A 24,474-nucleotide genomic window follows, 5' to 3' on the forward strand; every position below is an offset into this window, starting at 1 on the left:
TGTAGTTCCACTTCGCCATCACCTTGTTGAGATATCCAACACATCTAAAATGGAAAGACAGACACCCCCATCTGCCTTTCCAATTCGTTTTACTCAGGTAACTTAAAGTCAGTTACTGATTCACGTAACGATTCAGCCATATTTGCCAACTCAGAAACTGAGCGTGCTGTATCAAACGTTGCTGTTGTCGTTTGTGACGTAATTTCCTGTACAACATTCATCGTGGTTGCAATATGACTTGCAGAAGCAGACTGAAGTTTTGCTGCATCCGAAATGCTTGCAATCAGTTTCGCCAAGTCACCCGATACTGTTTGAATCTCATCCAGTGCAATACCTGCATCCTTTGCCAGATTCGCACCACGAACAACCTCGGAAGTGGTTTGTTCCATTGAGATTACAGCTTCGTTGGTATCCGTTTGAATGGTTTTAACCAGACTTTCAATCTGTTTGGTTGCTGATGCAGAACGTTCTGCAAGACGCTGTACTTCATCGGCTACGACCGCGAAACCACGGCCTGCTTCACCAGCCATCGACGCCTGAATTGCTGCATTTAATGCCAGAATGTTAGTTTGGTCGGCAATATCGTTAATCAACGAGACGATGTTACCAATCTCTTGAGAAGATTCACCCAAACGCTTAATACGTTTTGAAGTTTCCTGAATCTGTTCACGAATATGATCCATACCCTCAATCGAACGGTTTACGACTTGCGCACCATTGGTTGCAATCTGTACCGAACGTTGTGCTACGTCAGCAGATTCAGATGCGTTGGCAGATACTTGGTCAATGGACAATGCCATTTCATTCATTGCCGCGGATGCACCCGCAATTTCTTGCGCCTGATGTTCAGAAGCTTCGGCTAACTGGTTGGTAATGTTCTGGGTATCTTGGGTATAGCGTGCAACTTCTTGAGAAGTATCCGTGATTCGCGAGACAAGGTCACGTAACTGATCGATCGCAAAGTTAATCGAATCGGCAATTGCGCCTGTAAAGTCCTCAGATACTGTCGCATAAGAACGTAAGTCACCATCTGCCAAGTCTGCGATTTCATCAAGTAAACGTAAAATCGCATTCTGGTTACGGTCATATTCGTCTTGTAAACGGGTTACACGCTCTTTATCGGTGTTACTACGTAAAGCAAGTAATTGTAGTGCAGAGAAAACCAGCAAGCCTAAAGCACCGATCAGCACGATACCTGCAATAACATTGCCCCAACCACCCTCAGCTTTATTTGATAACGCATTCAAAGAGTTCAACAGCGCATCAGATTGAGAGAAGATTTGCGAAGATGCCTGACGTACGCGCACGATCTGGTTCGCGTTTTGCAATACCGTTGCCGCCGCTGATTTCAATACGGCGTCATAGTCAGATTTAATGCTGTCTACAGACTCACGTAAAGCAGCCGAACTAATACGGTCTACGCCCAGTTCAGAACTACCGTTTAACTGTGCATTTAAATACACACCAAAGGTATCAATATCGGCACCGAAGTCATTTGCAGAAACGCTAGAATTATCTGTACCAACCAATACCGAGTTGATCGAACGTAAAATACGTTCAGCAATAAACACTTGGTTCTTGGTGATAATTACCTGACTACTTGGCATGTTTTCACGTACCATCTGGTCAACCATCAGGTTATATTCAGCCTGAATCTCAGGGATGGTATCGCTAATCGCAATGTTGGTATCGTAAAGCTGGTTAATGACTTTCTGTTGTGATGAAATCAGGTCAATATTCTTAGAGATTCCACCCCAAAGCTCATTCACCTTCTTGTATTCATCAGAGCCTTTACCATAGACACTTTCAACCGTTTCAAGGTTTTCAGTAAATTGCTTTTCAGATTCAACCAGCTTTTTCATCTCTTCAGGTTTACCCGAAGCTGTCGCTTCTGTCGCCTGACGTGAAATGGTTTGCGATAACAAACGCAATTCACCCAGACTACGGGTTAACTGGTTTGAACGCGGTACACTAACGAACAAGTAGATTAAGAGGATGACTGCAAGGGCCAAAGCAATTAAAGCACGATAGATAATCGGTTTTGATTTCTCAGTTTCACCGAATAAACGGGAGAACTGATCGAGTTGCGTTCGTATATTATCGAGAAACGCTCCACCCTTTTTCAGCCCCGCACTATCACTACCATTCTTTTTTTTAAGTTTAAAGCCCATGTCAGCTTCTCCCCGAAATACGCCTTTATCTTCCGTAGCGTATTAAATTAGTTTATAAATTTTATTGATGCATTCATGTATTGAGGATTTTTTAATAATCGGCTCAATAAGAACACATGCCATTGTTGATTATGTTGGTGGAAATGACCTTGGCAATAGTCTTTTAACTTATTATCCAGATCATTATTTTGAGAGAAAAAACTCTTTTTATTAAAGTGCTGAATCCCCAAAACCTGATCAACGACCAACCCCACATAATGATCTTGATGGCTAATACAAATCACTTTTTGCGTCGGAGAAAACTGGCTTCTTTGCCCTGAAATAAAATGTGTTAAATCAGAAACCGAAAGCAGTCTTCCACGAATATTTGCCAAACCACGTACCCACGCCTGAGTATTTGGTACCGGTGTATATTTCGGAGGATAAATTACCTCAGAAATTTCCCCCAATGGCGCAACAAAATATTGCCCCAACATCTCAAATGCAATGCCCGACCAACGGTTCGTTTCATTTTGAGTTGAAGTATATTGTTTATTGCCTCGCTTGGATAAACGAAGCAACTCGATAAATCCATTTGCTGCCATACCCTATCCCGTATTGAATAATGAGAAGGCTCACATTGAGCGAATTAACTTAATAATTGTTTAATCACATCAATAAGTTGTTGTTCATCTACAGGCTTGGTCAAATAATCACAAGCACCCTGACGTTTACCCCAAACACGGTCAGTTGCCTGATCTTTGGTACTGACGATCACAACAGGAATATGTTGGGTGTCTTTACCTTTACTGATTTGACGGGTTGCCTGAAAGCCATTCATCCCTGGCATAACCACATCCATAAGCACTAAATCAGGTAATTCTGCTTGTGCCAAGGTCACCCCATCTGCGCCATTGGTTGCTTCAATTACGTCATAACCGTGCTTTGTTAAAATTTCTCTAAAGCGAAAAGTTTCAGTAGGTGAATCATCTACAATAAGTATGCGAGCCATTTTTTCCTCAATCTTTAATTTTATGCGCTAACGTGGTTGCGAATCGCGTTTAACAACTCATCTTTACTGAATGGCTTAGTTAAATACTCATCCGAACCCACGACACGGCCTTTCGCCTGATCAAACAAACCGTCTTTGCTTGACAACATAATGACTGGAATATTCTGATAATTTAGAGAGTTTTTAATTAATGCACAGGTTTGGTATCCATCTAAACGAGGCATCATGATGTCAACAAAAACGATATCCGGATTAGCTTCTGCAATTTTTGATAATGCTTCAAAGCCATCAACCGCAGTAATGACTTCACAGCCTTCACGTTGCAATAACGTTTCAGCTGTACGACGAATCGTTTTAGAATCGTCAATCACCATCACCTTTAAATTTTGAAATTTATCTTCCATTTATTGTCCTGCCCCAATACTCAATACAAATTATGGTTGGTTTAATTTGTTTTATACAGATCAGTTGATATTTTTAACATATCTTTACTTGCATTATCAATGAAGTTTTTTGAACCAACCTATCAGTTTCTCTAAACAATCCTAAGCAGATCACACTTTTAATTAAATTCCTAATTTTTTTGCCTAATAAGTATTTTTAAATGTATAAATTAGCACTAATATACAACTGATTATTATTTAAAAATAAGTGATTTAATTAACTTTTTCCGGGGAATGTAATGGCTGGTTCGTTAAAGTGCGGTTTCCGCATTCGTCACTTTACAACGATTACGCGTACTTACATCTGCTCATTTTTTCTATTTTTTGTTGCAAGCTCAACTTTTGCCGTAGTGGAACCCACCAAAGCCACTTGGTACCGCTATTATGACAAGAACGGCGTTGCCAATGTCAGCACCTCGGTCACCCCTGAACACATCCGTTATGGTTATGAAGCGCTTGACCGCAATATGCAGGTGATTAAGCGCAATCGACCTTATAACGCTACCGCTGATGCGCAACAATCTGCTCAACGTGAATCTGTTGCCCGTCGTCGGGAACAGGATCTAAGATTAAAACGCGCTTATGGCAATACACAGATCGCCACCGCCAAACGTGATCAGATTTTAGCGAATTTAAAGAAGCAGCTGAATTATCAACAGGAGCAATTGCAGCAACTGCAAAAAGACAAGATTGCTTTTAAGCGTCAGGAAATGGATTACCATCGTAAAGGTGAAATGCTGCCAGCCCAATTAAAAAGCAATCTGGAAAATAATTCCAAGAATATTGAGAACGTCAAAAAAACCGTTGAAAGCCTGCGCAATGCCTACCATAAAACAGAAATTGAATATGCCGATATCATTAGCCGTTTAAAGACACTGGAGTAAAACGCAGCCATTAAAAGTAAGAAATTACAGTGCCAATTGTGCTTTTATCTCATCTAAATGACTCTACATTTTCAACATTTAAATACATTGCAGTGGTTTATACTGCGCTAAATTGAATGATTCATGTCATAATGCCAACAGCTCAAAGTGAGCCTATTATTTTTGCTCCTTGTTGTAGCATCTTTTAAATAACACTTAACTTTAGGACAGTTTCCATGCGCGCAAGCCGCTTTTTATTTGCAACGTTAAGAGAAACCCCAAATGATGCTGAGGTCATTTCACACCAGCTCATGTTACGTGCGGGGATGATTCGTAAATTAGCTTCAGGCTTATACTCTTGGTTGCCCATGGGAACGCGCGTTTTAAAGAAAGTAGATGCGATTGTGCGTGAAGAAATGAACCGTTCAGGTGCATTAGAAGTCTTTATGCCTGTAACGCAACCTGCTGCACTTTGGGAAGAATCAGGTCGTTTTGAACAATACGGCCCAGAATTATTACGTTTTAAAGATCGTCATGATAATCCATTCGTATTGGGTCCAACCCACGAAGAAGTAATTACCGATTTGGCACGTAATGAGCTGAAAAGTTATAAGCAATTACCCCTGAATTTTTATCAGATCCAAACCAAATTCCGTGACGAAATTCGTCCACGTTTTGGGGTGATGCGCTCTCGTGAATTCATCATGAAAGATGCGTATTCATTCCATACAGATCAGGCATCATTACAAGAAACCTATGATGTGATGTATGACACCTATAGCCGTATCTTTACCCGCTTAGGTCTGGATTTCCGTCCAGTACAGGCAGATACAGGTTCAATCGGTGGTTCAGCTTCACATGAGTTCCATGTACTTGCAGCCAGTGGTGAAGACGATATCGCATTCTCGACTGAATCTGATTATGCAGCCAATGTTGAAATGGCTGAAGCAGTTCTAGTATGTGAACGTGCTGCCGCGACTCAAGCTTATACGCTTGTCGACACACCAAATCAGAAAACCATTGCAGATGTCTGCCAGTTCCTGAATGCAGATGCAAAGCAATCGGTCAAAGCATTATTGGTGCAAGGCCCAACGGATGAAAAAGGCAATACGCCAGTGGTTGCTTTGTTCTTACGTGGTGACCATGAGCTGAATGATATTAAAGCTGAAAAACATCCATTAATTGCTGCACCGTTGACTTTTGCAACTGAAGCACAGTTACAAGAACATGGTTTGACTGCTGGTTTCTGTGGCCCACAAGGTCTGGTTGAAAAAGGCTTAACAGTTATCGTAGATCGTGCAGCATCGGTATTGGCTGACTTTGTTGCTGGTGCCAATGAAGTGGACAAACATGCGACTGGTGTAAACTGGGATCGTGATGCCAAATTCACAGAAGTCTTTGACTTACGTAATGTCGTCGAAGGCGATCCATCTCCAGATGGTAAAGGCACACTTCAAATCAAACGTGGTATTGAAGTCGGTCATATCTTCCAGTTAGGAACCAAATATTCAGAAGCCTTAAACTGTAAAGTATTAGGTGAAGATGGTAAGCCATTAACCGTGACAATGGGTTGTTATGGAATTGGTGTAACACGTGTAGTGGCGGCTGCTATTGAACAAAACTTCGATGACAAAGGTATTATCTGGCCACAAGCGATTGCACCTTTTGAAGTGGCAATCGTACCGATGAATGCACACAAGTCACCGCGTACACTCGAAGCAGCTGAAGCGCTTTATGCAGAACTGCAAGCACAAGGCTACGACGTGTTACTGGATGACCGTAATGAACGTCCGGGGGTGAAATTCTCTGATCTTGAATTGATGGGGATTCCACATCGTATCGTGATTGGTGAAAAAGGTCTGGATGCAGGCACTTTTGAATACAAAGGCCGTCGCGATGCAGAAGCAAGCAATCTGAATAAAGAAGAATTAATGGCAAAACTTGTCCGTTAATCTGACCAACAGATGTAAAAAAGCCGTTTAATTTAAACGGCTTTTTTATGGCTTAATTACACGGTTAAATCTTTTACTGTTTCAGATGGGCCATTATTTTTGACAGATTCAATGCCCTTGTCACGAGACTGCTCACTAGCATAAAGCTGACTGGTACCAATCACCTGATGATTCGCTGCTTTTAAATTAAAATAAGGCTTGTCATTTTTTGAAGTTAAACGCTCATAACGGGCATCATCTGGACTATTTTTCTGAACAGATGCAATGCCATTCATTGCCGCTGCTTTGGTTTTATATAATTCACTGTTTAAAACTGGCTCACCATTTCCTGCTTTGAGTACAAAACGGTATTGCCCATCGCTTGCCTGACTTACTTCGAACCATCCTGCCATAAGGACCTCTATTTATTGGAGTTACATTTTGATTGTTATCTCATCCAATATAGATCAGCAATTGCCGTTTAAGAAGATTAAATTTTGTTCGTTTTTGGTAATTTATGTAATGAATAAAAAGGAGCATTTATATGCTCCTTTCCAAGTCTATTTAATTAAACTTTTTTCACAAATTCAGACTTCAGTTTCATTGCACCGACGCCATCAATTTTACAATCAATGTTATGACCATCGCTTGCATCTGGTACCAAACGAATACTTTTTACTTTGGTACCCACTTTAACAACAGATGATGAACCCTTAATTTTCAAATCTTTGACAACAGTGACGCTATCCCCATCGGCTAAAACATTGCCATTTGCATCTTTAATAATGTCTTGTACTTCAGTAGCCTGACTCTCGCCTTCTTTCCACTCATGTGAGCACTCTGGGCAAATCAATAAATCGCCATCTTGATAAGTATATTCTGATTGACATTGTGGGCAATTTGGAAAAGACATAAAAAAATCTCAAAAAGGCTATTATGAGGGATAGATGCCTTTTTTCAAAACTTTAAGCTTGAATGTCCTTCCCAAGCAAATAATTCTTTAAGACCAGCGCATGGTTTAACTCAGGATCTTTAGCCGCATAAATCAAAGTTAACTGTTCATGTTCCGCCATCTGTCTGAGTTCATTTACATATGGATTGCCTTCAAGCTCCTGATAATAACCTTCCTGAAAACTCAACCAATGCTCAGCTTTATGACAAAACGCCTTTCTTAATTCAGTAGAAGGCGCAATGTCCTTAAGCCATAAATCCAGCTGTGCACGCTCTTTGGAAATCCCTCGGGGCCACAACCGATCAACCAGAACACGCTGACCGTCAGTTGCTGCAACAGGATCATAAATACGTTTAATTGCAATCAGCACATTACTCTCCTGTTGGGCTTCTGCTTAGCTTTCCATTGAAATATCAATCACCTGACCTTTCGCATCAAAGCTGACACAAATCACATATTGGGTAATCTCATCCGGCAAAGTGAAATCCAGCATTTCACGGCTATCGATCTCATCACTTTCCCATGGGGCGGCCAATACCAATAAATCCAGAACCTGTAACGGTGTAGGTACGGCGCTTCCAGAATATTTTTTCCAATAATCAGGCTCAATTTCTTCAAGATGATGCTGGATAAATAACTCCACACTATCTTCTGCTTGATGATTTTCTAAAGCAGCCCGCATTGCAACACGCGCAAGCTGTTCTCGTCCTTTAACAATTGCTTGCTCAGACATTTGATTCCCCAATTTAATTTATTCATCCAATATTTTTTGTTTTTCTCACTCAACCGATTTTACTTAACGAAAGTCTTTATTCGTCAGGTATATCCGCTTGAACCAACAAGCCTAATAAATACAAAGATTCTTGCCACCCCAGATAACAGGCTTCTACAGGAATCACATCTGGTATACCAGCTTGCGTAATATGCACCTCTGTACCTACAGCAACGGCTTTTAGCTCAATCGTGACCTGAATATCACCAGGCAAATTTGGATCATCGAATCTATCGGTATAACGCAGCAGCTCATTCGGGACAATTTTAATATATTTCCCACCAAATGAATGGCTACGTCCTGTCGAAAAATTGGTAAATGACATTTTATAAGTTCCACCTTCCTGTGGATCCAGATGGTGAACTTTTGCGGTAAATCCATGCGGTGGTAGCCATTTTACCAGCGCGTCAGGATCAAGAAAGGCTTTAAAAACACGCGCAGGGGGCGCACTTAATACTCGATGTAGTTTTACTGTTCCAGTCATTATTGTTCTCCCATATCACGATCATTGTGTTTGGTCGATTTATCATAGCGACTTGGCATGTGAATGCTATGCCACTGATCTTTCATTTGAACACGATTATCGAGAATCTAAAGCTGCTTTTTTGTGAAAAATGGCGCAAAATAACAGTCCATATTTTAGTGATCAGAATGCAGCTTAGGATTGATCTATGAGTCAACTTGCTTTTACTGCTTTTAGCTTAAATGGTGTAGATGCGCAAAAATTTTTACAAGGCCAAGTCACCATTCATGTTGAACGCTTACCAGAAAATGAAAGTCGCTATACTGCTATTTGTGATTTAAAAGGTCGTATTCATTTTGGCCTATGGATTAAAAAATTAAATCCAGAAAGTTTCGAGTTAGTGACCACTCAAGACCAAGCCGAAGAGTTTGCCAAGCATATTAAAAAGTTTGGTGCTTTTTCCAAAATGAAATTAGAAGAAACAGGCTCGGTTTTCCCAACAGTCAATGGTATTCAAACCGATTTTTCTTCAACAGAAATAGATATCAATGCTTGGCAAATTCAAGCGATTCAATCTGGACAAGCATGGGTTCAGCAAAGTACTGAACACTTGTTCCAACCACAAGAATTACGCCTGCATCAACGTGATGGTGTCCATTTCGATAAAGGCTGTTACCTAGGTCAGGAAATCGTGGCACGTCTTTGGTTTAAAGCAAAACCAAAACACTGGTTACACCTTATACAGGCTCAAGCGGATGTGCCAGCACCTGCCACCCAACTGAGCAAAGATGTTGAAGTGGTCAATAGCATCGCATTTGAAGATGGCTATCTAGCGCTTGTGATTGCCAAACCTGCTGCACTGTCAGAACTTGGCGTCACTGTTTTGGACTTGCCTGAAGCATTAAATGGAGATGTGGCTCGTCCAAGCTAGTCACTTGTAAAAATTAAGCTTTAGTTTTATATTGAAAACTCATGTGTTATCGCGGCTGCTGAACCCGATCAACTCATGAGTTTTTTAATATGGATGATTTATCACAACAACGTAATCGAGCATGGCGCCGTAAACAAAAATTTCTATTTCGTGGGCGAGACTGTCGGCATACTTCTCTTTGCTGGAGACCGACTAAACAATGGAAATATCTCTATACACGACAAGATAAACTTGCACGTGCCAAACAATTAGGAATCGAATACCCACGAATTTCCAAAGCAAAATTTTTACGCGAAGCCCATTTCAATTATTGGATTTAAGATACTGAACACCCTCTTCATTTGCAGTCGTAATCAATGGCGCAGTCCAACAGCTGAACGTATTTTCGCTCAAGGGTATGGTCTACATACCCGTTCAGCAGGCACTAGCCGCCACGCTAAACATACTATTTCATCAAGAGACATTGCTTGGGCGGATCAAATTTTTGTGATGGAATCCCGCCATAAACAACAAATTAAAGAAAAGTTCTCAAAACTACTACTACATAAAAAAGTCTTTGTCCTCGACATCCCTGACGACTATCAATATATGGATCCTGAACTAATTGAATTACTACATTTAGCATTACAGCCCTATTTAAAATAAAGTTGAAATCCCGTTCTTGTCGAAAATAGAAATGAGCGGTATTGTTCATCTATCCTCAACTCAACTGATTTCTAATGAAAATAATGATCAAAACACTACTTTCAGCACTCACCTTGAGTCTGATCGGTTTACAAACAGTCCATGCGGACAGTAAAACGCTTGAACAAAACTTCAAAAAAAATTATCCAGAGATTCTGGTTAAATCAGTAAATGCATCACCATTACCCGGAATTTATGAAGTTTATGCAGCAGGTAAAATTATCTATACCGATGAAACAGCCAAATATCTTTTTTTCGGTAATTTACTCGATGTACAAAACAAAAAGAATCTGACCGAAGATCGCTTAGCCGAGTTAAGTAAGATTGATGTTAAGCAACTCCCCCTTGACCAAGCGATTAAATATGTAAAAGGTAAAGGCGAACGCACGCTCTATGTGTTTAGCGATCCTGATTGCCCTTATTGCCAAAAGCTTGAGCAGAATATGACCTCAATAGACAATGTCACCGTCTATTTGTTCTTGTTCCCACTTAAAAATTTACATCCTAAAGCTGAAGCTGTTGCCAATAAAATCTGGTGTGCTAAAAATCAATATGAGGCTTGGGAAGATTATATGTTGCATCGCAAAGCACCAAAAAGTGCGACTCAATGCGAGACACCTATACAGAAAAATTTAGCCTTAGGACAGAAGCTACAAATTGATGGAACACCCACATTATTCCTGCAAAATGGAATGAGACTCTCAGGTAGCCCGCAAAATGCTGAGCAGATTGAACAGCTTTTACAAGAAGCTAGCAGCAAGAAATAAAGATAAAATATGGAGGCTTGTTGACTCTTTTGCCAGCAAGGAGTCGCAAGTCGCTCTCTAAAAAATCAATTATACACATTTGATTTTAAATAAATTATAAAAATAAAAAGATCAAAACTCGCTTTTCCCCCTGCCAAGATTTATACAAATTCCTTATTTACATTTTGCCGCAAGCTTTTATGATGAGAACAGCATATTGAGTTCTGCTATGCAAAGGATGAAAGCAGATCAACATGAGAAAGGAAAAATAAAGATGAAAAAATTGCTCATTGCGAGTTTAATCACCCTTGCAAGCCATACTGCCTTCGCCGCTGACAGTAAAAATGCTGCCACTGATGTGTTTGCAAAAGCCACTCAACTCTATGAAGCAAAAGACTACAATGCTGCCTTTCAGGAAATGCACCGTCTAGCAGATACAGGAAATACCCAAGCGATTTATAACCTCGGTTATATGCACCAGATGGGGCAAGGAACAAATAAGGACGATAGAAAGGCTTTGCAATACTATCAGGATGCATCTAACAAGGGCTATGGCAAAGCCAGTTTCACGCTTGCCCAGCTCTATCACACAGGTGATCTAGGTGTTGCAAAAAGCGATCAGAAATATAAAGAGTATTTGGATAAAGCTTCGAATCAAGGTTCAGAAGAAGCGATTGTTGAATCTGCAAATATATTATTCAGACAAGGTAAGCCCGAATACGACCAGATGGCTGTGCAAAAACTATTACCCTTGTTAAGAAAGAACTATTACCCAGCTGTGCATTTAAAAGCGATTTATGATTTAAGCTTGGGGGTAAAGAACAAAAATCCATTTATGCAGCAACAGTCAGTTGAAACACTTAAAGATTTAGCGAAAAAAGGATATGCACCTTCTCTAATGGTATTAGGAAATATGCTAGCGAATGGCGGGATTGTTACACAAAATCTGGAGGAATCCAGATCAATTTTCAGTGGCTTAGCTAAGCAGAATTATCCGAATGCAAAAGAGTCTTTAGCTAAAGTTGATGAAGCGATTGCTGCGAAAAAAGCTGCGGCAGCTCAGACACCTAAAAAATAATTTATGCAGCAGCACTTCACTATGCAAGTGCTGCTGTATATAACTTAGAATTGCTTACTTACTTTAATTCCCGCACTCCAGTTACGACCATCGGCTGGTTCAAAGAAACGGCTGCTTCCTTCGTTGACAATCACAGAACCAGCATAGTTTTTATCGAACAGGTTATCTACGCGCGCAAAGCCATTAATGCCCCAATCAGCATGTTTCCATGCATAACCCGTATAGATCGATGCCACAGTATAGCTTGCAGCAGCATCACTATTGATATCATTGACATAGACCTTATCCATAAACTGGGTATCAAGTCCCGCATAGAAACCTTGCTCTGGCTGCCACGCTAAGCCAATAAAGGCTTGATTCTTAGCGATTCCAGGAATTGCATTACCTTCAGGAATTTCTGCAACTTTCCCAATCGCAGGCACTTTCGAATCAAAAGTTGCATCTAAATATGCATAACTCGCATTCACTGCTAAGTCTTTCCAAAGCTTCTTATTCCATGCAAATTCAACACCTTTACGTAGGGTTTTATCTGCATTGCGGAATGTCGCACGGCCACCCATGCTTTCGGCTGCCACAATGTCATCTTTGGTTTCGATATAGAAGGTCGCCAAGTTAAAATCACCCAGCATATTTGAAGATTTTAAACCGAGTTCATAGTTATCACTTTTCGATGGTTTTAAATCAAGCGTACTTGCGCCACCTTGTGCAGGATAAGCCATTTCAGTAAAAGTCGGTGTTTCAAACCCTTTGGCGTAGCTCGCGTAAGCCAGCACTTCTGGGATGATTTGCCAGCTTAACGCAACCGAAGGTAACACTTCTTCATAAGTTGTCTTACCGCTGTTATCACCGTTCAGACCAATGATATAATGATCTTTCGACTTGTAATGTACATTGCTATAACGTACCCCTGTATCTAAACGCATGGTTGGTAAAAAAGACCAAGATGCTTGTAGATAAGGATCTACATTCCACAAAGTATTGCGTTCATCACGGCGCACAGCACCTTTTATACCTTTATCACCCGCATCATTAAAGTTTTGATAGCCTTGTCGATCTTCGTTCATTGCATCGATCGCAACACCCGCACTGAATTGGGTATTCGGTAATAAATCTTTTCCTGTCCAGCGGAAATCAGCACCATAATAATCACGCTTAAAATCAATCACGCCACCAGCTTGATAGGGTGTGTTTGGATTCTTCTGTACCGTATCTGGAATAGACTGGTATTGTGTTACCTGACGTTGCCCAATATAAGTCATCGCATACAGTTCATTTTGATCATTAAGTGGTTTTGACCAAGTCAAACCTGTCTGAGTTTGATCAATTGTTTTGCGAGCATTGTAATCCAAAACATTTTTAGCAACCTGTTTGGGATTCTTTTCCCAATCAGCACGGGTTAAACCGCCTGGATCATCTGCATCAATCTTGACATAGTTCGTGACCCAGTTGATCTTACTACCATCATCGAGATTCCATGTCAGCTTGGCATTGCTTAAAACTTTATTTGCGCCACTATGATCACGATAGCCATCGGTATCAAAATAAGAGGAGCTGACGATATAACTCGGTTCATTCTGGTTTTTAGCGCCACCCTGTAACACGATACCTGCACGATTTTTATTATGACTGCCACCCGCATAACTCATCTCAATAGAGTCTTTACCCTGCCCCTCTCGAGTTGTCGCCAAAATCGCCCCACCCGATGAGTTACCATACAGCGATGAAAATGGCCCCGTTAAAACTTCAAGATGGCTCAAGCTCCCCAAATCAATATTTGAGGTTTGACCTTGACCATCTGGCATCGTTGCTGGAATACCATCAGTATATAAACGAATTCCGCGCACACCAAATGTTGAACGTGCACCAAAACCACGCATCGAGAGCTGCAAATCTTGCGCATAGTTTTCCCGATTACGTAACTGAACGCTTGGAATGCCTTTAACAACTTCGGTTAAATTGACCTGCGCTGATTGATCATTTTTAGGGATATCGACTCTAAAAATTGATGCAGGCGTTTCCATATAAGTGGTATCTGTACGTGTTGCTTCAACTTTAATTGTCGGAAGTTGCACCGTTGACTCTGAATCAGACTCAGCGGCCCATGTAAAAGAGCTACCTGCCCCCATGCACATGGCTACGCAACCATAGAGGAGGTTAATTTTCAATGAAGGCATGAAGATTCCTTATTTCTCAAAAAATAAAAAGCGGAGTGTAAAAAGTAAGATTATGATTATTTTATATTTATCTTACATATTTAACCCTTGCTACAACGGTCAAGATTAAGATTGGCCTAGATTAGCAAATAAAATTAAATACCTGCATAATTGTAAGTCAAACATTTGCCCTCATTGTATTGTTGTTGAAACAACTTGAGTACACCATGCCCGAACTTCCTGAAGTTGAAACTACTAAAACCAGTTTACTCCCGCTATTAGAGCAACGCGTTCAAGCTGTTCAAGTCTTTAATTCGAGCTTACGCTGGCCCATCCCCAATGATCTGGAAAGATTGGTGGGGCAACGTTTAACAGCGCTTAAGCGTCGTTCCAAATATATTCTGGCCGAATTTGAACAAGATCAGATGCTTTGGCATTTAGGTATGTCAGGTAGTTTCCGCCTGTGCCAGCCGAATGATGAATTGAGAAAGCACGATCACCTCATCATTGACTTTGAAGATCAACAGCTCCGTTATCATGATCCACGGCGTTTTGGTTGTATTCTTTGGCTCGATTCAGATAATCAAAGCAAGCTGATTGATACACTAGGTCCAGAACCTCTGAGTGAAGATTTTAATGCCAATTATCTGCGTGAAAAGCTCAGTAAAAAAAATGTCGGCATTAAAATTGCTTTAATGGATAACCATGTAGTGGTTGGTGTTGGCAATATTTATGCAACTGAAAGCCTGTTCAATATTGGCGTGCATCCAGCACAACCAGCGTCTACGTTAACTAAGGTACAAGTGGAAAAGCTGGTGATCGAAGTTAAACGCATCTTAAAACAAGCCATTGAATTAGGTGGTTCAACTTTACGTGATTACAGTAATGCGATGGGTGAAAACGGATATTTCCAACAAACCCTCCTCGCTTATGGTCGTGCTGGAGAAATGTGCGTTAATTGCGAGACCACATTGGAAAACTTGAAGTTAGGTCAACGTGCCAGTGTATTCTGCCCACAATGCCAGCCTTTAAAGCGAAAGAAAACCTAAACGATTTAAGATGTATTGAAGGAGAACAACTTTATGCAAACTGCAATTGTTCGACATATTCTCGTAAAAGATAAAGATCTGGCTGAACAGCTAAAAAAGCGTATTCAGTCAGGTGCTGATTTTGCCAAAATTGCCAAGCAATATTCTACCTGCAACTCTGCCAAACGTGGTGGCGAGCTCGGTGAAGTGAGAAAAGGTCAGTTGGTTCCTGTCATTGATAAATTGGTATTTACTGCAGCAGAACGGGTTTTACATGGCCCTGTAAAAAGCCAGTTTGGTTTTCATCTATTGGAAGTTAAATTCCGTATGGGAAATTTAAGGTAGGTAGATCGAGCTTAAACTGGCCGTTAAGCTCACTTTTTTCCAACTACTCTTGTTCTTTCATGACATAAGTCCATGCGGTAATGGTTTCATCTGTTGCTAACTGGACTTGAGTTTGTACTCTTTGATATTGCAGGCCTTCAAAATCATCCAGCATTTGCCAGTTCTGTTCTAGTTTTTCAGTACTAAACAAATAGCCTTCAACCAAAGGGTCATTCGGGTTTAAAACGATTGCAGGCAAACCTTGATCTGGCCCCCAGTCAAGGATATGAATGGTTCCATGAACCATAGCAGGCTGCCAGTCTCCCCCAACCTCCCCTAAAATATGTGCATTTTCGCGATTTGGACATAAAGTGCCATATACAAATAATCGATTCATCAATCTCCCCCCTTTTTAATCTGCACAGTATCTTAAAATGAAAATGTGCATCGTCCTCTATCTATTTTGCCGACAATAAAAAACGGCATCTAGGATACCGTTTTTTCATACGCTGATTGATCAGCCTTGCTTTTTCAATTCATCACGAATTTCACGCAACAATTGAACATCTTCTGGTGTAGCTTCTGGCTCAGGCGCCGCTTCTTCTTGCTTACGAATACGGTTCATCACTTTCACCAACAAGAATACGACCCAAGCCAATAGCAGGAAGTTAATCAAGATGGTTAAGAAGTTACCATATGCAAATACGTTCAATCCAGCATCTTGTGCCGCTTTGAGTGTTGTAATGTTGGTTGGGTTATCGCCCAAGATCAGGAACCAATTGGTGTAGTCCACTTCACCACCCAAGATCCATGAAATCACTGGCATCACAATATCTTTTACCAATGAGTCAATGATTTTACCGAAAGCACCACCAATGATGACACCAATCGCTAAATCCATCATATTGCCTTTGATGGCAAACTCTTTAAATTCTTTAATAATACTCATATCACTCTCCAGAGTTGAACTTGATCGCAGCCTGTTTTTGCATTGTTTATTACACAGACGCAGTTATTCATCATAATGAAGATAATTTAATATTTTTATGGAAAAAAGAAAGTCATTTCACACTTTAACAACATATTTTATCCCAATAAAAAGATGAACTTATAGAACTCATCCCAATGGATTTAAAGGCATAAAAAAACCGCTAAATAAATTTAGCGGTTTTTGCATTTTTCACGAAGAAAAATTATTTATCACGATTACGTTTACGTTCGTTTTCAGTTAAGTAACGCTTACGGATACGAATCGATTTTGGTGTTACTTCAACTAACTCATCATCTTCAATGAATTCAAGCGCTTGTTCAAGCGTATATTCAATTGCAGGTACTAAAGTTAAAGCATCATCTGTACCAGATGCACGAACGTTAGTTAATTGTTTCGCCTTAGTCGGGTTTACAACCATATCGTCTGAACGCGAGTTAATACCCACGATCATACCTTCATAAACTTCTAACTGCGGTTTAGCGAACAAACGACCACGATCTTGTAAGCTGAACAATGCATAGCCCAAGCAAGTACCTTGAACCATAGAAATCAATACACCGTTTTGACGTTTCGCAACAGTACCTTGTTTAACAGGACCATAATGCGAGAAGCTTGAAGTCATGATCCCTGTACCAGAAGTCATGGTCAAGAATTCAGAACGGAAACCGATCAAACCACGTGAAGGTACAGTTGCTTCAATACGGATACGGCCTTTACCGTCAACTTCCATATTGGTCATCTCGCCTTTACGGTGACCCATTTGTTCCATTACAGCGCCTTGATGCTGTTCTTCAACGTCAAAAGTTACGTTTTCGTAAGGCTCTTGTCTTTCACCATCAATTTCTTTGATGATTACTTGTGGACGTGATACGCCCATTTCGAAGCCTTCACGACGCATGTTTTCAATTAAAACTGAAAGGTGAAGTTCACCACGGCCTGAAACCTTGAAACGGTCTGGGCTGTCAGTATCTTCAACACGAAGTGCTACGTTGTGAATCAATTCACGGTCAAGACGTTCACGGATGTTACGTGAAGTAACGAATTTACCTTCTTTACCAGCAAACGGTGAGTTGTTTACTTGGAAAGTCATCGATACAGTCGGTTCATCTACAGACAATGCTGGTAATGCTTCAACATTTTTAGGATCACAAATCGTGTCAGAAATGTTTAATGCATCAATACCAGTAATACAGATAATGTCACCAGCTGAAGCCGATTCAACATCAACACGCTCTAAACCATGGTAACCCATGATTTTTAAGATACGACCATTACGTGTATTGCCATCTTTATCGATAACAGTAACAGGTGTATTTAATTTTACAGAACCACGTTGAATACGGCCAACACCGATAACACCTACGAAACTGTTATAGTCAAGTGATGAAATCTGCATTTGGAATGGACCATCAACATCAACTGCTGGTGGTTCAACAATATCTACAATTGTTTGGAACAACGGCGTCATATCTTCCGCTAATTCTTCTGGTGAAGGACCTGCAACACCACGAAGACCAGAAGCATAAACAACTGGGAAATCTAACTGTTCGTCTGTACCGCCCAAGTTATCAAATAAATCAAAAACTTGATCAATTACCCAGTCTGGACGCGCACTTGGCTTGTCGACTTTGTTGATAATCACGATTGGCTTCAAACCACGCGCGAACGCTTTTTGCGTTACGAAACGAGTTTGTGGCATTGGACCTTCTTGAGAGTCAACAAGAAGTAATACACAGTCAACCATCGACATTACACGTTCCACTTCACCACCGAAGTCGGCGTGTCCCGGGGTGTCCACGATGTTAATGCGGTATTCGGTGTTTGTACGTGCATCTAACCATTTGATTGCAGTGTTTTTTGCAAGAATGGTAATACCACGTTCAGACTCAAGCGCGTTAGAATCCATAACACGTTCAATCTCGCCTGCGCGATCACCAAGAGCACCTGATTGTTGTAAAAGTTTGTCGACTAAAGTCGTCTTACCATGATCGACGTGCGCAATAATGGCAATGTTACGGAGAGTTTTAATATCTGACATGTAATTCGATACGCTTTAAATTTGAGGGCAAATTATACAGAAAAATACTACACTTTAGTAGTGACAGTTTATTGACAGTGCACTTTTTTTCTGACGAAGTGTCATTGAATCGTTGGTAAAGCGAGCTAACTCTATTAGAATATTGGGCTAATGCCTCTCGCTTTTTATACTCCCATGTCGAATTCACAACCTCAGCAGCAGCTTGATCTGGTCTACGGACTCAATGACCGACCGAAACCTTTTGTTGCATTTTTAGCCGCTTTACAGCATCTTTTGGCGATTTTAGTCCCGATTGTTACCCCTGGATTATTGATTTGTCTGGCACTTGGCGTCTCTCGCGAAGATACCAACATGATCCTTTCCATGTCATTGATCATCTCGGGTATCGCAACATTCTTACAATGTAAAAAAGTTGGCCCATTTGGTGCAGGACTTTTAATTGTTCAAGGCACAAGTTTTAATTTTATTGGCCCGATCATCGGTATTGGTAGCGCAATGGTTGCGGCAGGCACGCCAGTTGAACAAGTGATGGCTGCCATTTTTGGTGTCGTCATTGCGGGTTCATTCATTGAAATGGGTGTTTCTCGAATTTTACCATGGGTGAAAAAGCTGATTACACCATTGGTGACAGGCATTGTTGTACTTCTGATTGGTTTAACTTTAATTAAAGAAGGTCTGATCAGCATGGGCGGTGGTTATACTGCAATGCAGGACAATACTTTTGCCAATGCCGATAACCTGATCATGTCATGTAGTGTGCTGGCTATTATTATCCTTCTTAACCGTATTCGAATTATCTGGGTCAAAAGTTCAGCCATTCTCATTGCTTTAGTGATCGGTTATATCCTTGCAGGCTTCATGGGACATTTAAACTTTGCTGTGCTACAAGATGCACCTTTAGTTCAAATTCCTACACCAATGCATTTTGGATTGAGTTTCTCTTGGAGCTTGTTCATTCCGATGGCATTTATTTATTTGGTGACATCCCTTGAAGCAATTGGTGATGTAACCGCAACCAGTAAAATTTCTAATCAGCCTGTTGATGGTCCAGTCTGGATGCAACGAATCAAAGGTGGTGTACTGGTAAACGGCGCCAACTCATTCTTGGCAGGGATCTTCAATACCTTCCCAAGTTCAGTGTTTGCACAAAATAATGGTGTAATTCAACTTACAGGTGTCGCAAGTCGCTATGTAGGGATCTGGATTGCGGTATTACTGATTATTCTGGGCTTATTCCCTGCTGTTGCAGCCGTGATTCAAGCCGTACCTCAAGCGGTACTGGGTGGCGCTGTGATGGTCATGTTTGGTGCAGTTGCTGCTTCTGGCATCAACATTCTTTCAAGTATTCATCTTGATCGTCGTGCCTTGCTGATTATTGCCATTTCACTTGCTCTCGGCCTCGGTGTTGCTCAAGTTCCTCAAATCCTTGAGCACTTGCCAGAGTTATTTAAAAATATTTTTAGCTCAGGTGTGGCAACAGGCGGTATCGCAGCCTTGATTTTAAATATTGTTTTACCTGAAACACATAAGTAATCCACAAACAACTTCAAGTGCCCAGTTTCACGACTGGGCTTTGTTTTTGATGAGAGATCAAAATGGATCCACGTAGTGAAGTTGTCATCAGACAGCAAGATTATTTAAATGGGCACGTCTTACTGATTAATGCGCCTAATGATCAGCTCGCAAAAAATTTACCAGATCAGGTTCAGGCATCGGTTTGGACTTGGAATTATGCCGATCATGAAGGTTTTCAAAATGCTGGCATTCACTCACATTTTTCCGTTGAGTTTCCGCAAGCCAACTTTGATCAGGTTGTAATTTTTGTCCCTAAATCAAAAGAGTTATTGAATTATATTCTGCATGTTGTGGTGAGCCATCTCAAACTTGGGCAAAATGTTTTTCTCGTCGGTGAAAAGAAAGGCGGCGTAGAACGGGCAGCAAAACAACTACAGCCCTATGGTAAAACGCTAAAGCTGGATAGCGCACGTCACTGCCAATTTTGGCAAATGAAGATCGAAAAAACTGAACAGTTGAAACCACTTGAACATTGGTTAAAAAGCTATACAGTTCAAATAGATCAGGATCAATTAAAGGTCTGTGCCCTGCCGGGTGTCTTTAGTCAAGATCATTTAGATGTCGGAACAGCGGTATTAGTCCCTTACCTTAGTCAAGTAAAATCAGGTAAGATTGCCGACTTTGGTTGTGGTGCTGGAATTATTAGCGCTTATTTAGCCAAGCTAAATCAGAACCAGCAAATTTTTGCACTTGATGTTGATGCATTTGCTTTACGTTCAACTGAACTGACATTTCAGAAAAATAATCTGGATCTCAATCAGTTAACTCTACAACCAGTTACAGGTTTTAGAGATGCGCCCAAAGATCTGGATGCGATCGTAAGCAATCCACCTTTTCATCAGGGGATTCATACCAATTACGATGCAAGTGAAGAACTTTGCCAACTTGCCAGCGTACATCTGAAAAATTCAGGTGAATTATGGATCGTGGCAAACCGTTTTCTGAACTACCCCCCTCTCATTGAACAAAGTTTTGGTCAATGTATGGTGAAAGCTGATCAACAAGGATTCAAGGTGTTATATGCCTGTGCAAAATAAACATTTTAAGGAATTTTTATGAGCGATACATCTGCTCCTCAACACCTACAGCGTAAGCTCGGGGCACGTCACCTGAACATGATTGCCATTGGTGGATCGATCGGCACAGGCTTATTCCTCGCTTCAGGTTCAACCATTGCCAATGCAGGTCCTGGTGGTGCGTTATTGGCTTATGCCCTGATCGGTATCATGATTTATTTCTTGATGACCAGTTTAGGCGAATTAGCGACGCATAATCCAACGTCTGGTGCATTCTTTACCTATGGCAGCCGTTATGTTGAAGATGGCTTTGGTTTCGCCTTAGGTTGGAACTACTGGTACAACTGGGCTATTACTGTGGCTTTCGAACTGGTTGCAGTACAGTTCATTATGAAGTTCTGGTTTCCCGATATCCCGGGGTTCTACTGGAGCGCCATCTTCCTTGCCATTATTTTTGGAATTAACGCCTTAACAGTCAAAGGATTTGGTGAAAGTGAATTCTTATTCTCTTTAATCAAGGTCGTTGCCATTATTGTGTTTATCGTCATTGGTATCTGGATGATTGCTAAAATCATGATGACACCCAATGTATCGGTATTTCAGCACTGGACGTATAAGGAAGCCCCTTTTGTTGGTGGGTTCCAAGCACTGATTGGTGTGGCCATGATTGCCGGATTCTCCTTTCAGGGTACTGAAATGGTCGGGGTTGCAGCAGGTGAATCAAAAGATCCGAAAAAGACCATTCCATTGGCAATCAAGCAAATCTTCTGGCGCATTCTACTGTTCTATATCCTTTGTATTTTCATCATCGGTACATTAGTCAGCTATGATGATCCACTGTTGTTAAAAGCAGCTCAAAGCGAAGATATTGCCCTTTCACCATTCACTTTATTGTATGAAAAAGCAGGTTTCGCCTTTGCAGCCAGCTTAATGAATGCAGTGATTCTCAGCGCAATTCTGTCTGCGGGTAACTCAGGCATGTACTCTTCTACCCGTATGCTATTTGATATGGCAAAAGAAGGCCGTGCACCAAAGTGGTTCTCAAGACTGGATGGCCGTGGTGTACCAATGAATGCACTTTATGCGACGACTGCGGTTGCAGCGCTGTGCTTCTTAACCACCTTTATTGGTGAGAAACAAGTCTTTAACTGGCTACTTAACATGTCTGGTATGTGTGGTTTCATTGTCTGGTTAGGAATTGCAATTTCACACTACCGTTTCCGTAAAGGTTATATCGCTCAAGGCTATAAAGTTGAAGATCTAGCTTATCGTGCCAAGTTCTTCCCATTCGCCCCATGGTTTGCATTTATTCTTTGTTCAATCATTATTTTAGGTCAAAACTACCAAGCTTTACTTGGTGGAAAAATTGACTGGTTAGGTTTAGTTTCAACCTATATCAGCATTCCATTATTCTTGGCAATCTGGCTAGGTTATAAGTGGAAACACAAGACCAAACTGATTGCATATAAAGACATGAATGTGAAAGAAGGCGAATAAAAAATACTTTTCACTTGACCCCAATGAAAATATGAGTAGAATTTCGCTCATATTTTCAACGACACCACATAATAGGAGGACGACAGCATGCCATTACAATCAGGAACTACACGATAAGATTTGGCACTGTCGACTCACGGACAAGTGTACAAATCGATTGATCACTTGTCCGAATGCTTTATTTAACCTGGCATTCGCTAGGTTTTTTTATGCCTGTTCGGACAGAAAAAATAATAAGAGAGAATCTTATGGACATACAAAAAATACTCAATGCCGATGCTCAATATGGCGTTCCAGTGAAAATCTTCACGAACGATATTGATAGCGAAAGTATTGAACAACTGAAAAAAATGGCACAACTGCAATTTGTTTATTCACATATTGCCGTGATGCCTGATGTACATGTGGGCAAAGGTGCCACTGTAGGTAGTGTAATCCCCACTAAAAATGCAATCATCCCTGCCGCTGTCGGTGTGGATATTGGTTGTGGTATGAATGCTATACGGCTCAATTTAAAAGCCTCACAGCTACCAGACAATCTCACACCACTACGTCATGCGATCGAACGTAAAGTCCCCGTAGGCTTTGAATTACACAAGCAGGTTAAAGCAAAAGCTTCAACGATTATTCCACTTGAAAAACGCTTACAACCCATCATTAATAAACATCAGGGCCTTGTTCGCATGCTCAGGAAGTTTGATGCGACTTGGCAAAAACAGCTCGGTACCTTAGGAGGTGGTAATCACTTTATTGAGCTCTGCCTTGATGAAAATCAGGATGTCTGGGTAATGCTGCATTCAGGCAGCCGTGGTTTAGGCAATGTGATTGGCACTTATTTCATCGAACTTGCCAAGAAAGAGGCTCAACATCGATTTGGACATGTACCAGATAAAGATTTGAGCTATTTTGCGGAAGGTTCAAATAGCTTTAGTGATTATGTGGAAGCAGTTGAGTGGGCACAAGAATATGCTTTTGAAAATAGACGTGAAATGATGCGTCTGATTCTAGAGGCGATTCGTCCGCTGCTACCGCCCTTTCAGATGACTAAAGAAGCAATTAACTGCCACCACAACTATGTCAGCCAAGAAAACCATTATGGGGAGGACTTGCTGATTACGCGGAAAGGTGCCATTCGTGCTGGCCTAGATGAATTAGGCATTATCCCAGGCTCCATGGGTGCACGTTCCTTTATCGTTAGAGGTAAGGCCAATCCCGAATCCTTCTGCTCATGTTCACATGGCGCAGGACGAAAGATGAGTCGCAGCAAAGCAAAACTACTTTTCAGCCAAGATGACTTGATTCAGCAAACGCAAGGTATCGAATGCCGAAAAGACAGTGGCGTTATTGATGAAATTCCAGGTGCATATAAAGACATTGATCAAGTTATGGCAAACCAATCAGATTTGATCGAAATTGTGCACACACTCAAGCAAATTTTATGCATTAAAGGTTAATTCTATGAAACTGAAAGAAATGCCCAAAATCAAAGTACGCAATCCTGTTGCACTCTCCCCTTTACTACATAAAGGTGGAGTTCATGAAACTGAAAAACCGAGAGCACAGCACCGTCGTGATAGACAAAATGCTAAACAGCAGCTAAAAAAACAAAGCTGGTAACCAATCCACTCAATGCATTAAACAAATGAACAGAAAAAGGAGCTACTAATGTCTAATTACGTATATACCTCAAATAAAAAAAGCGACTCTGACGAGTCGCTTTTTTTATTCAGTTTGTCTCGTCCTAGATAAGGTTGACACTTTCTAAACTTAAATTTGGAGAGTGTAATGAAAACAATAGTTAAAAGAACACAACGAGATTACAGCCTA

Annotated in this window: 27 protein-coding genes; 14 read left to right on the forward strand and 13 right to left on the reverse strand. The window is 40.9% G+C overall.

Translation table 11 applies throughout. The features are described from left to right. Positions 1–89: 89 nt before the first annotated feature. From EC846_RS17315 to pilG, 4 genes are read right to left on the reverse strand one after another with little or no spacing between them, the layout of a single operon-like run. On the reverse strand, positions 90–2,171 hold the full coding sequence (locus tag EC846_RS17315; RefSeq protein WP_123775885.1) for a methyl-accepting chemotaxis protein: 2,082 nt from the start codon (positions 2,169–2,171) through the stop codon (positions 90–92). 47 nt (positions 2,172–2,218) lie between these two features. Continuing rightward, a complete protein-coding gene (locus tag EC846_RS17320; protein ID WP_004775363.1) occupies positions 2,219–2,755 on the reverse strand; it encodes a chemotaxis protein CheW in 537 nt (178 codons plus the stop codon). Positions 2,756–2,799: 44 nt separating this feature from the next. Next, positions 2,800–3,162 carry a response regulator gene (locus EC846_RS17325; protein WP_004775365.1) on the reverse strand — a complete coding sequence of 121 codons (363 nt, stop codon included), beginning with the start codon at positions 3,160–3,162 and terminating at the stop codon, positions 2,800–2,802. Between the two features lie 20 nt (positions 3,163–3,182). Then, complete coding sequence (gene pilG / locus EC846_RS17330; RefSeq protein ID WP_004652356.1) at positions 3,183–3,566, reverse strand: twitching motility response regulator PilG; 384 nt, start codon at positions 3,564–3,566, stop codon at positions 3,183–3,185. Positions 3,567–3,844: 278 nt separating this feature from the next. Between pilG and EC846_RS17335 the strand changes: the two genes are divergently transcribed. Both EC846_RS17335 and EC846_RS17340 read left to right on the forward strand, forming a co-directional pair. After that, positions 3,845–4,489 (forward strand): hypothetical protein, encoded by a 645-nt coding sequence (locus EC846_RS17335; RefSeq protein WP_123775886.1) that lies wholly within the window; start codon positions 3,845–3,847, stop codon positions 4,487–4,489. 215 nt (positions 4,490–4,704) lie between these two features. Beyond that, entirely contained in the window at positions 4,705–6,420 is a 1,716-nt protein-coding gene (locus EC846_RS17340) for a proline--tRNA ligase (protein ID WP_123775887.1), read from the forward strand. A 56-nt stretch (positions 6,421–6,476) separates the two neighbouring features. Here EC846_RS17340 and EC846_RS17345 read toward each other — a convergent pair whose 3' ends face one another. From EC846_RS17345 to EC846_RS17365, 5 genes are all read right to left on the reverse strand, one after another. Continuing rightward, a complete protein-coding gene (locus tag EC846_RS17345) occupies positions 6,477–6,812 on the reverse strand; it encodes a YegP family protein (RefSeq protein WP_004775368.1) in 336 nt (111 codons plus the stop codon). 155 nt (positions 6,813–6,967) lie between these two features. Beyond that, positions 6,968–7,312, reverse strand: a complete 345-nt coding sequence (locus EC846_RS17350) for a zinc ribbon domain-containing protein YjdM (protein ID WP_004775370.1) — start codon at positions 7,310–7,312, stop codon at positions 6,968–6,970. Positions 7,313–7,364: 52 nt separating this feature from the next. After that, positions 7,365–7,721, reverse strand: a complete 357-nt coding sequence (locus tag EC846_RS17355; RefSeq protein WP_123775888.1) for a DUF488 domain-containing protein — start codon at positions 7,719–7,721, stop codon at positions 7,365–7,367. Positions 7,722–7,745: 24 nt separating this feature from the next. After that, positions 7,746–8,084 (reverse strand): DUF2004 domain-containing protein, encoded by a 339-nt coding sequence (locus EC846_RS17360; RefSeq protein WP_123775889.1) that lies wholly within the window; start codon positions 8,082–8,084, stop codon positions 7,746–7,748. A gap of 76 nt (positions 8,085–8,160) precedes the next feature. Next, positions 8,161–8,607 (reverse strand): SRPBCC family protein, encoded by a 447-nt coding sequence (locus EC846_RS17365; RefSeq protein WP_004775373.1) that lies wholly within the window; start codon positions 8,605–8,607, stop codon positions 8,161–8,163. 187 nt (positions 8,608–8,794) lie between these two features. Between EC846_RS17365 and EC846_RS17370 the strand changes: the two genes are divergently transcribed. From EC846_RS17370 to EC846_RS17390, 5 genes are all read left to right on the forward strand, one after another. Next, entirely contained in the window at positions 8,795–9,517 is a 723-nt protein-coding gene (locus EC846_RS17370; protein WP_123775890.1) for a YgfZ/GcvT domain-containing protein, read from the forward strand. Positions 9,518–9,606: 89 nt separating this feature from the next. Next, positions 9,607–9,837 carry a hypothetical protein gene (locus tag EC846_RS17375; protein ID WP_123775891.1) on the forward strand — a complete coding sequence of 77 codons (231 nt, stop codon included), beginning with the start codon at positions 9,607–9,609 and terminating at the stop codon, positions 9,835–9,837. 4 nt (positions 9,838–9,841) lie between these two features. After that, positions 9,842–10,162: a low molecular weight protein tyrosine phosphatase family protein gene (locus EC846_RS18530; protein ID WP_123775902.1), complete on the forward strand. Its 321-nt coding sequence runs from the start codon at positions 9,842–9,844 to the stop codon at positions 10,160–10,162. 83 nt (positions 10,163–10,245) lie between these two features. Beyond that, positions 10,246–10,968, forward strand: a complete 723-nt coding sequence (locus EC846_RS17385; protein WP_123775892.1) for a DsbC family protein — start codon at positions 10,246–10,248, stop codon at positions 10,966–10,968. A 253-nt stretch (positions 10,969–11,221) separates the two neighbouring features. Continuing rightward, entirely contained in the window at positions 11,222–12,025 is an 804-nt protein-coding gene (locus EC846_RS17390) for a tetratricopeptide repeat protein (protein WP_123775893.1), read from the forward strand. Positions 12,026–12,069: 44 nt separating this feature from the next. On the opposite strand, the gene EC846_RS17395 is transcribed toward EC846_RS17390, so the two are convergent. Then, a complete protein-coding gene (locus tag EC846_RS17395) occupies positions 12,070–14,199 on the reverse strand; it encodes a TonB-dependent receptor (protein ID WP_123775894.1) in 2,130 nt (709 codons plus the stop codon). A 206-nt stretch (positions 14,200–14,405) separates the two neighbouring features. On the opposite strand from EC846_RS17395, the gene mutM reads away from it, so the two are divergent. After that, entirely contained in the window at positions 14,406–15,227 is an 822-nt protein-coding gene (mutM, locus tag EC846_RS17400) for a bifunctional DNA-formamidopyrimidine glycosylase/DNA-(apurinic or apyrimidinic site) lyase (RefSeq protein WP_123775895.1), read from the forward strand. Positions 15,228–15,260: 33 nt separating this feature from the next. After that, entirely contained in the window at positions 15,261–15,551 is a 291-nt protein-coding gene (locus EC846_RS17405) for a peptidylprolyl isomerase (protein ID WP_004775379.1), read from the forward strand. 43 nt (positions 15,552–15,594) lie between these two features. Here the strand turns inward: EC846_RS17405 and EC846_RS17410 are convergent, their stop codons facing one another. The 3 genes from EC846_RS17410 to typA form a co-directional block, all read right to left on the reverse strand. Next, on the reverse strand, positions 15,595–15,927 hold the full coding sequence (locus tag EC846_RS17410) for a gamma-glutamylcyclotransferase family protein (protein WP_123775896.1): 333 nt from the start codon (positions 15,925–15,927) through the stop codon (positions 15,595–15,597). 120 nt (positions 15,928–16,047) lie between these two features. Next, positions 16,048–16,479 (reverse strand): large conductance mechanosensitive channel protein MscL, encoded by a 432-nt coding sequence (gene mscL / locus EC846_RS17415; protein WP_004775383.1) that lies wholly within the window; start codon positions 16,477–16,479, stop codon positions 16,048–16,050. A gap of 244 nt (positions 16,480–16,723) precedes the next feature. After that, positions 16,724–18,559 carry a translational GTPase TypA gene (typA, locus tag EC846_RS17420; RefSeq protein ID WP_123775897.1) on the reverse strand — a complete coding sequence of 612 codons (1,836 nt, stop codon included), beginning with the start codon at positions 18,557–18,559 and terminating at the stop codon, positions 16,724–16,726. Between the two features lie 174 nt (positions 18,560–18,733). On the opposite strand from typA, the gene EC846_RS17425 reads away from it, so the two are divergent. The 5 genes from EC846_RS17425 to EC846_RS18365 all read left to right on the forward strand — a co-directional run bounded on the left by EC846_RS17425 (position 18,734) and on the right by EC846_RS18365 (position 24,264). Next, positions 18,734–20,092, forward strand: coding sequence for a uracil-xanthine permease family protein (locus tag EC846_RS17425; RefSeq protein WP_009514998.1), 1,359 nt, complete (start codon positions 18,734–18,736; stop codon positions 20,090–20,092). Between the two features lie 62 nt (positions 20,093–20,154). Beyond that, positions 20,155–21,171 (forward strand): methyltransferase, encoded by a 1,017-nt coding sequence (locus EC846_RS17430; RefSeq protein WP_123775898.1) that lies wholly within the window; start codon positions 20,155–20,157, stop codon positions 21,169–21,171. An 18-nt stretch (positions 21,172–21,189) separates the two neighbouring features. Then, the gene (locus EC846_RS17435; RefSeq protein WP_005259390.1) at positions 21,190–22,647 is read left to right on the forward strand and encodes an amino acid permease; all 1,458 of its coding nucleotides are present in this window, start codon (positions 21,190–21,192) and stop codon (positions 22,645–22,647) included. A 248-nt stretch (positions 22,648–22,895) separates the two neighbouring features. Continuing rightward, on the forward strand, positions 22,896–24,101 hold the full coding sequence (locus EC846_RS17440) for an RtcB family protein (RefSeq protein ID WP_123775899.1): 1,206 nt from the start codon (positions 22,896–22,898) through the stop codon (positions 24,099–24,101). A gap of 4 nt (positions 24,102–24,105) precedes the next feature. Beyond that, positions 24,106–24,264 (forward strand): hypothetical protein, encoded by a 159-nt coding sequence (locus EC846_RS18365; protein WP_005259400.1) that lies wholly within the window; start codon positions 24,106–24,108, stop codon positions 24,262–24,264. The last annotated feature ends 210 nt before the right edge of the window (positions 24,265–24,474 follow it).

Source organism: Acinetobacter sp. BIGb0102, from assembly GCF_003815055.1.
Lineage (GTDB): Bacteria > Pseudomonadota > Gammaproteobacteria > Pseudomonadales > Moraxellaceae > Acinetobacter > Acinetobacter vivianii.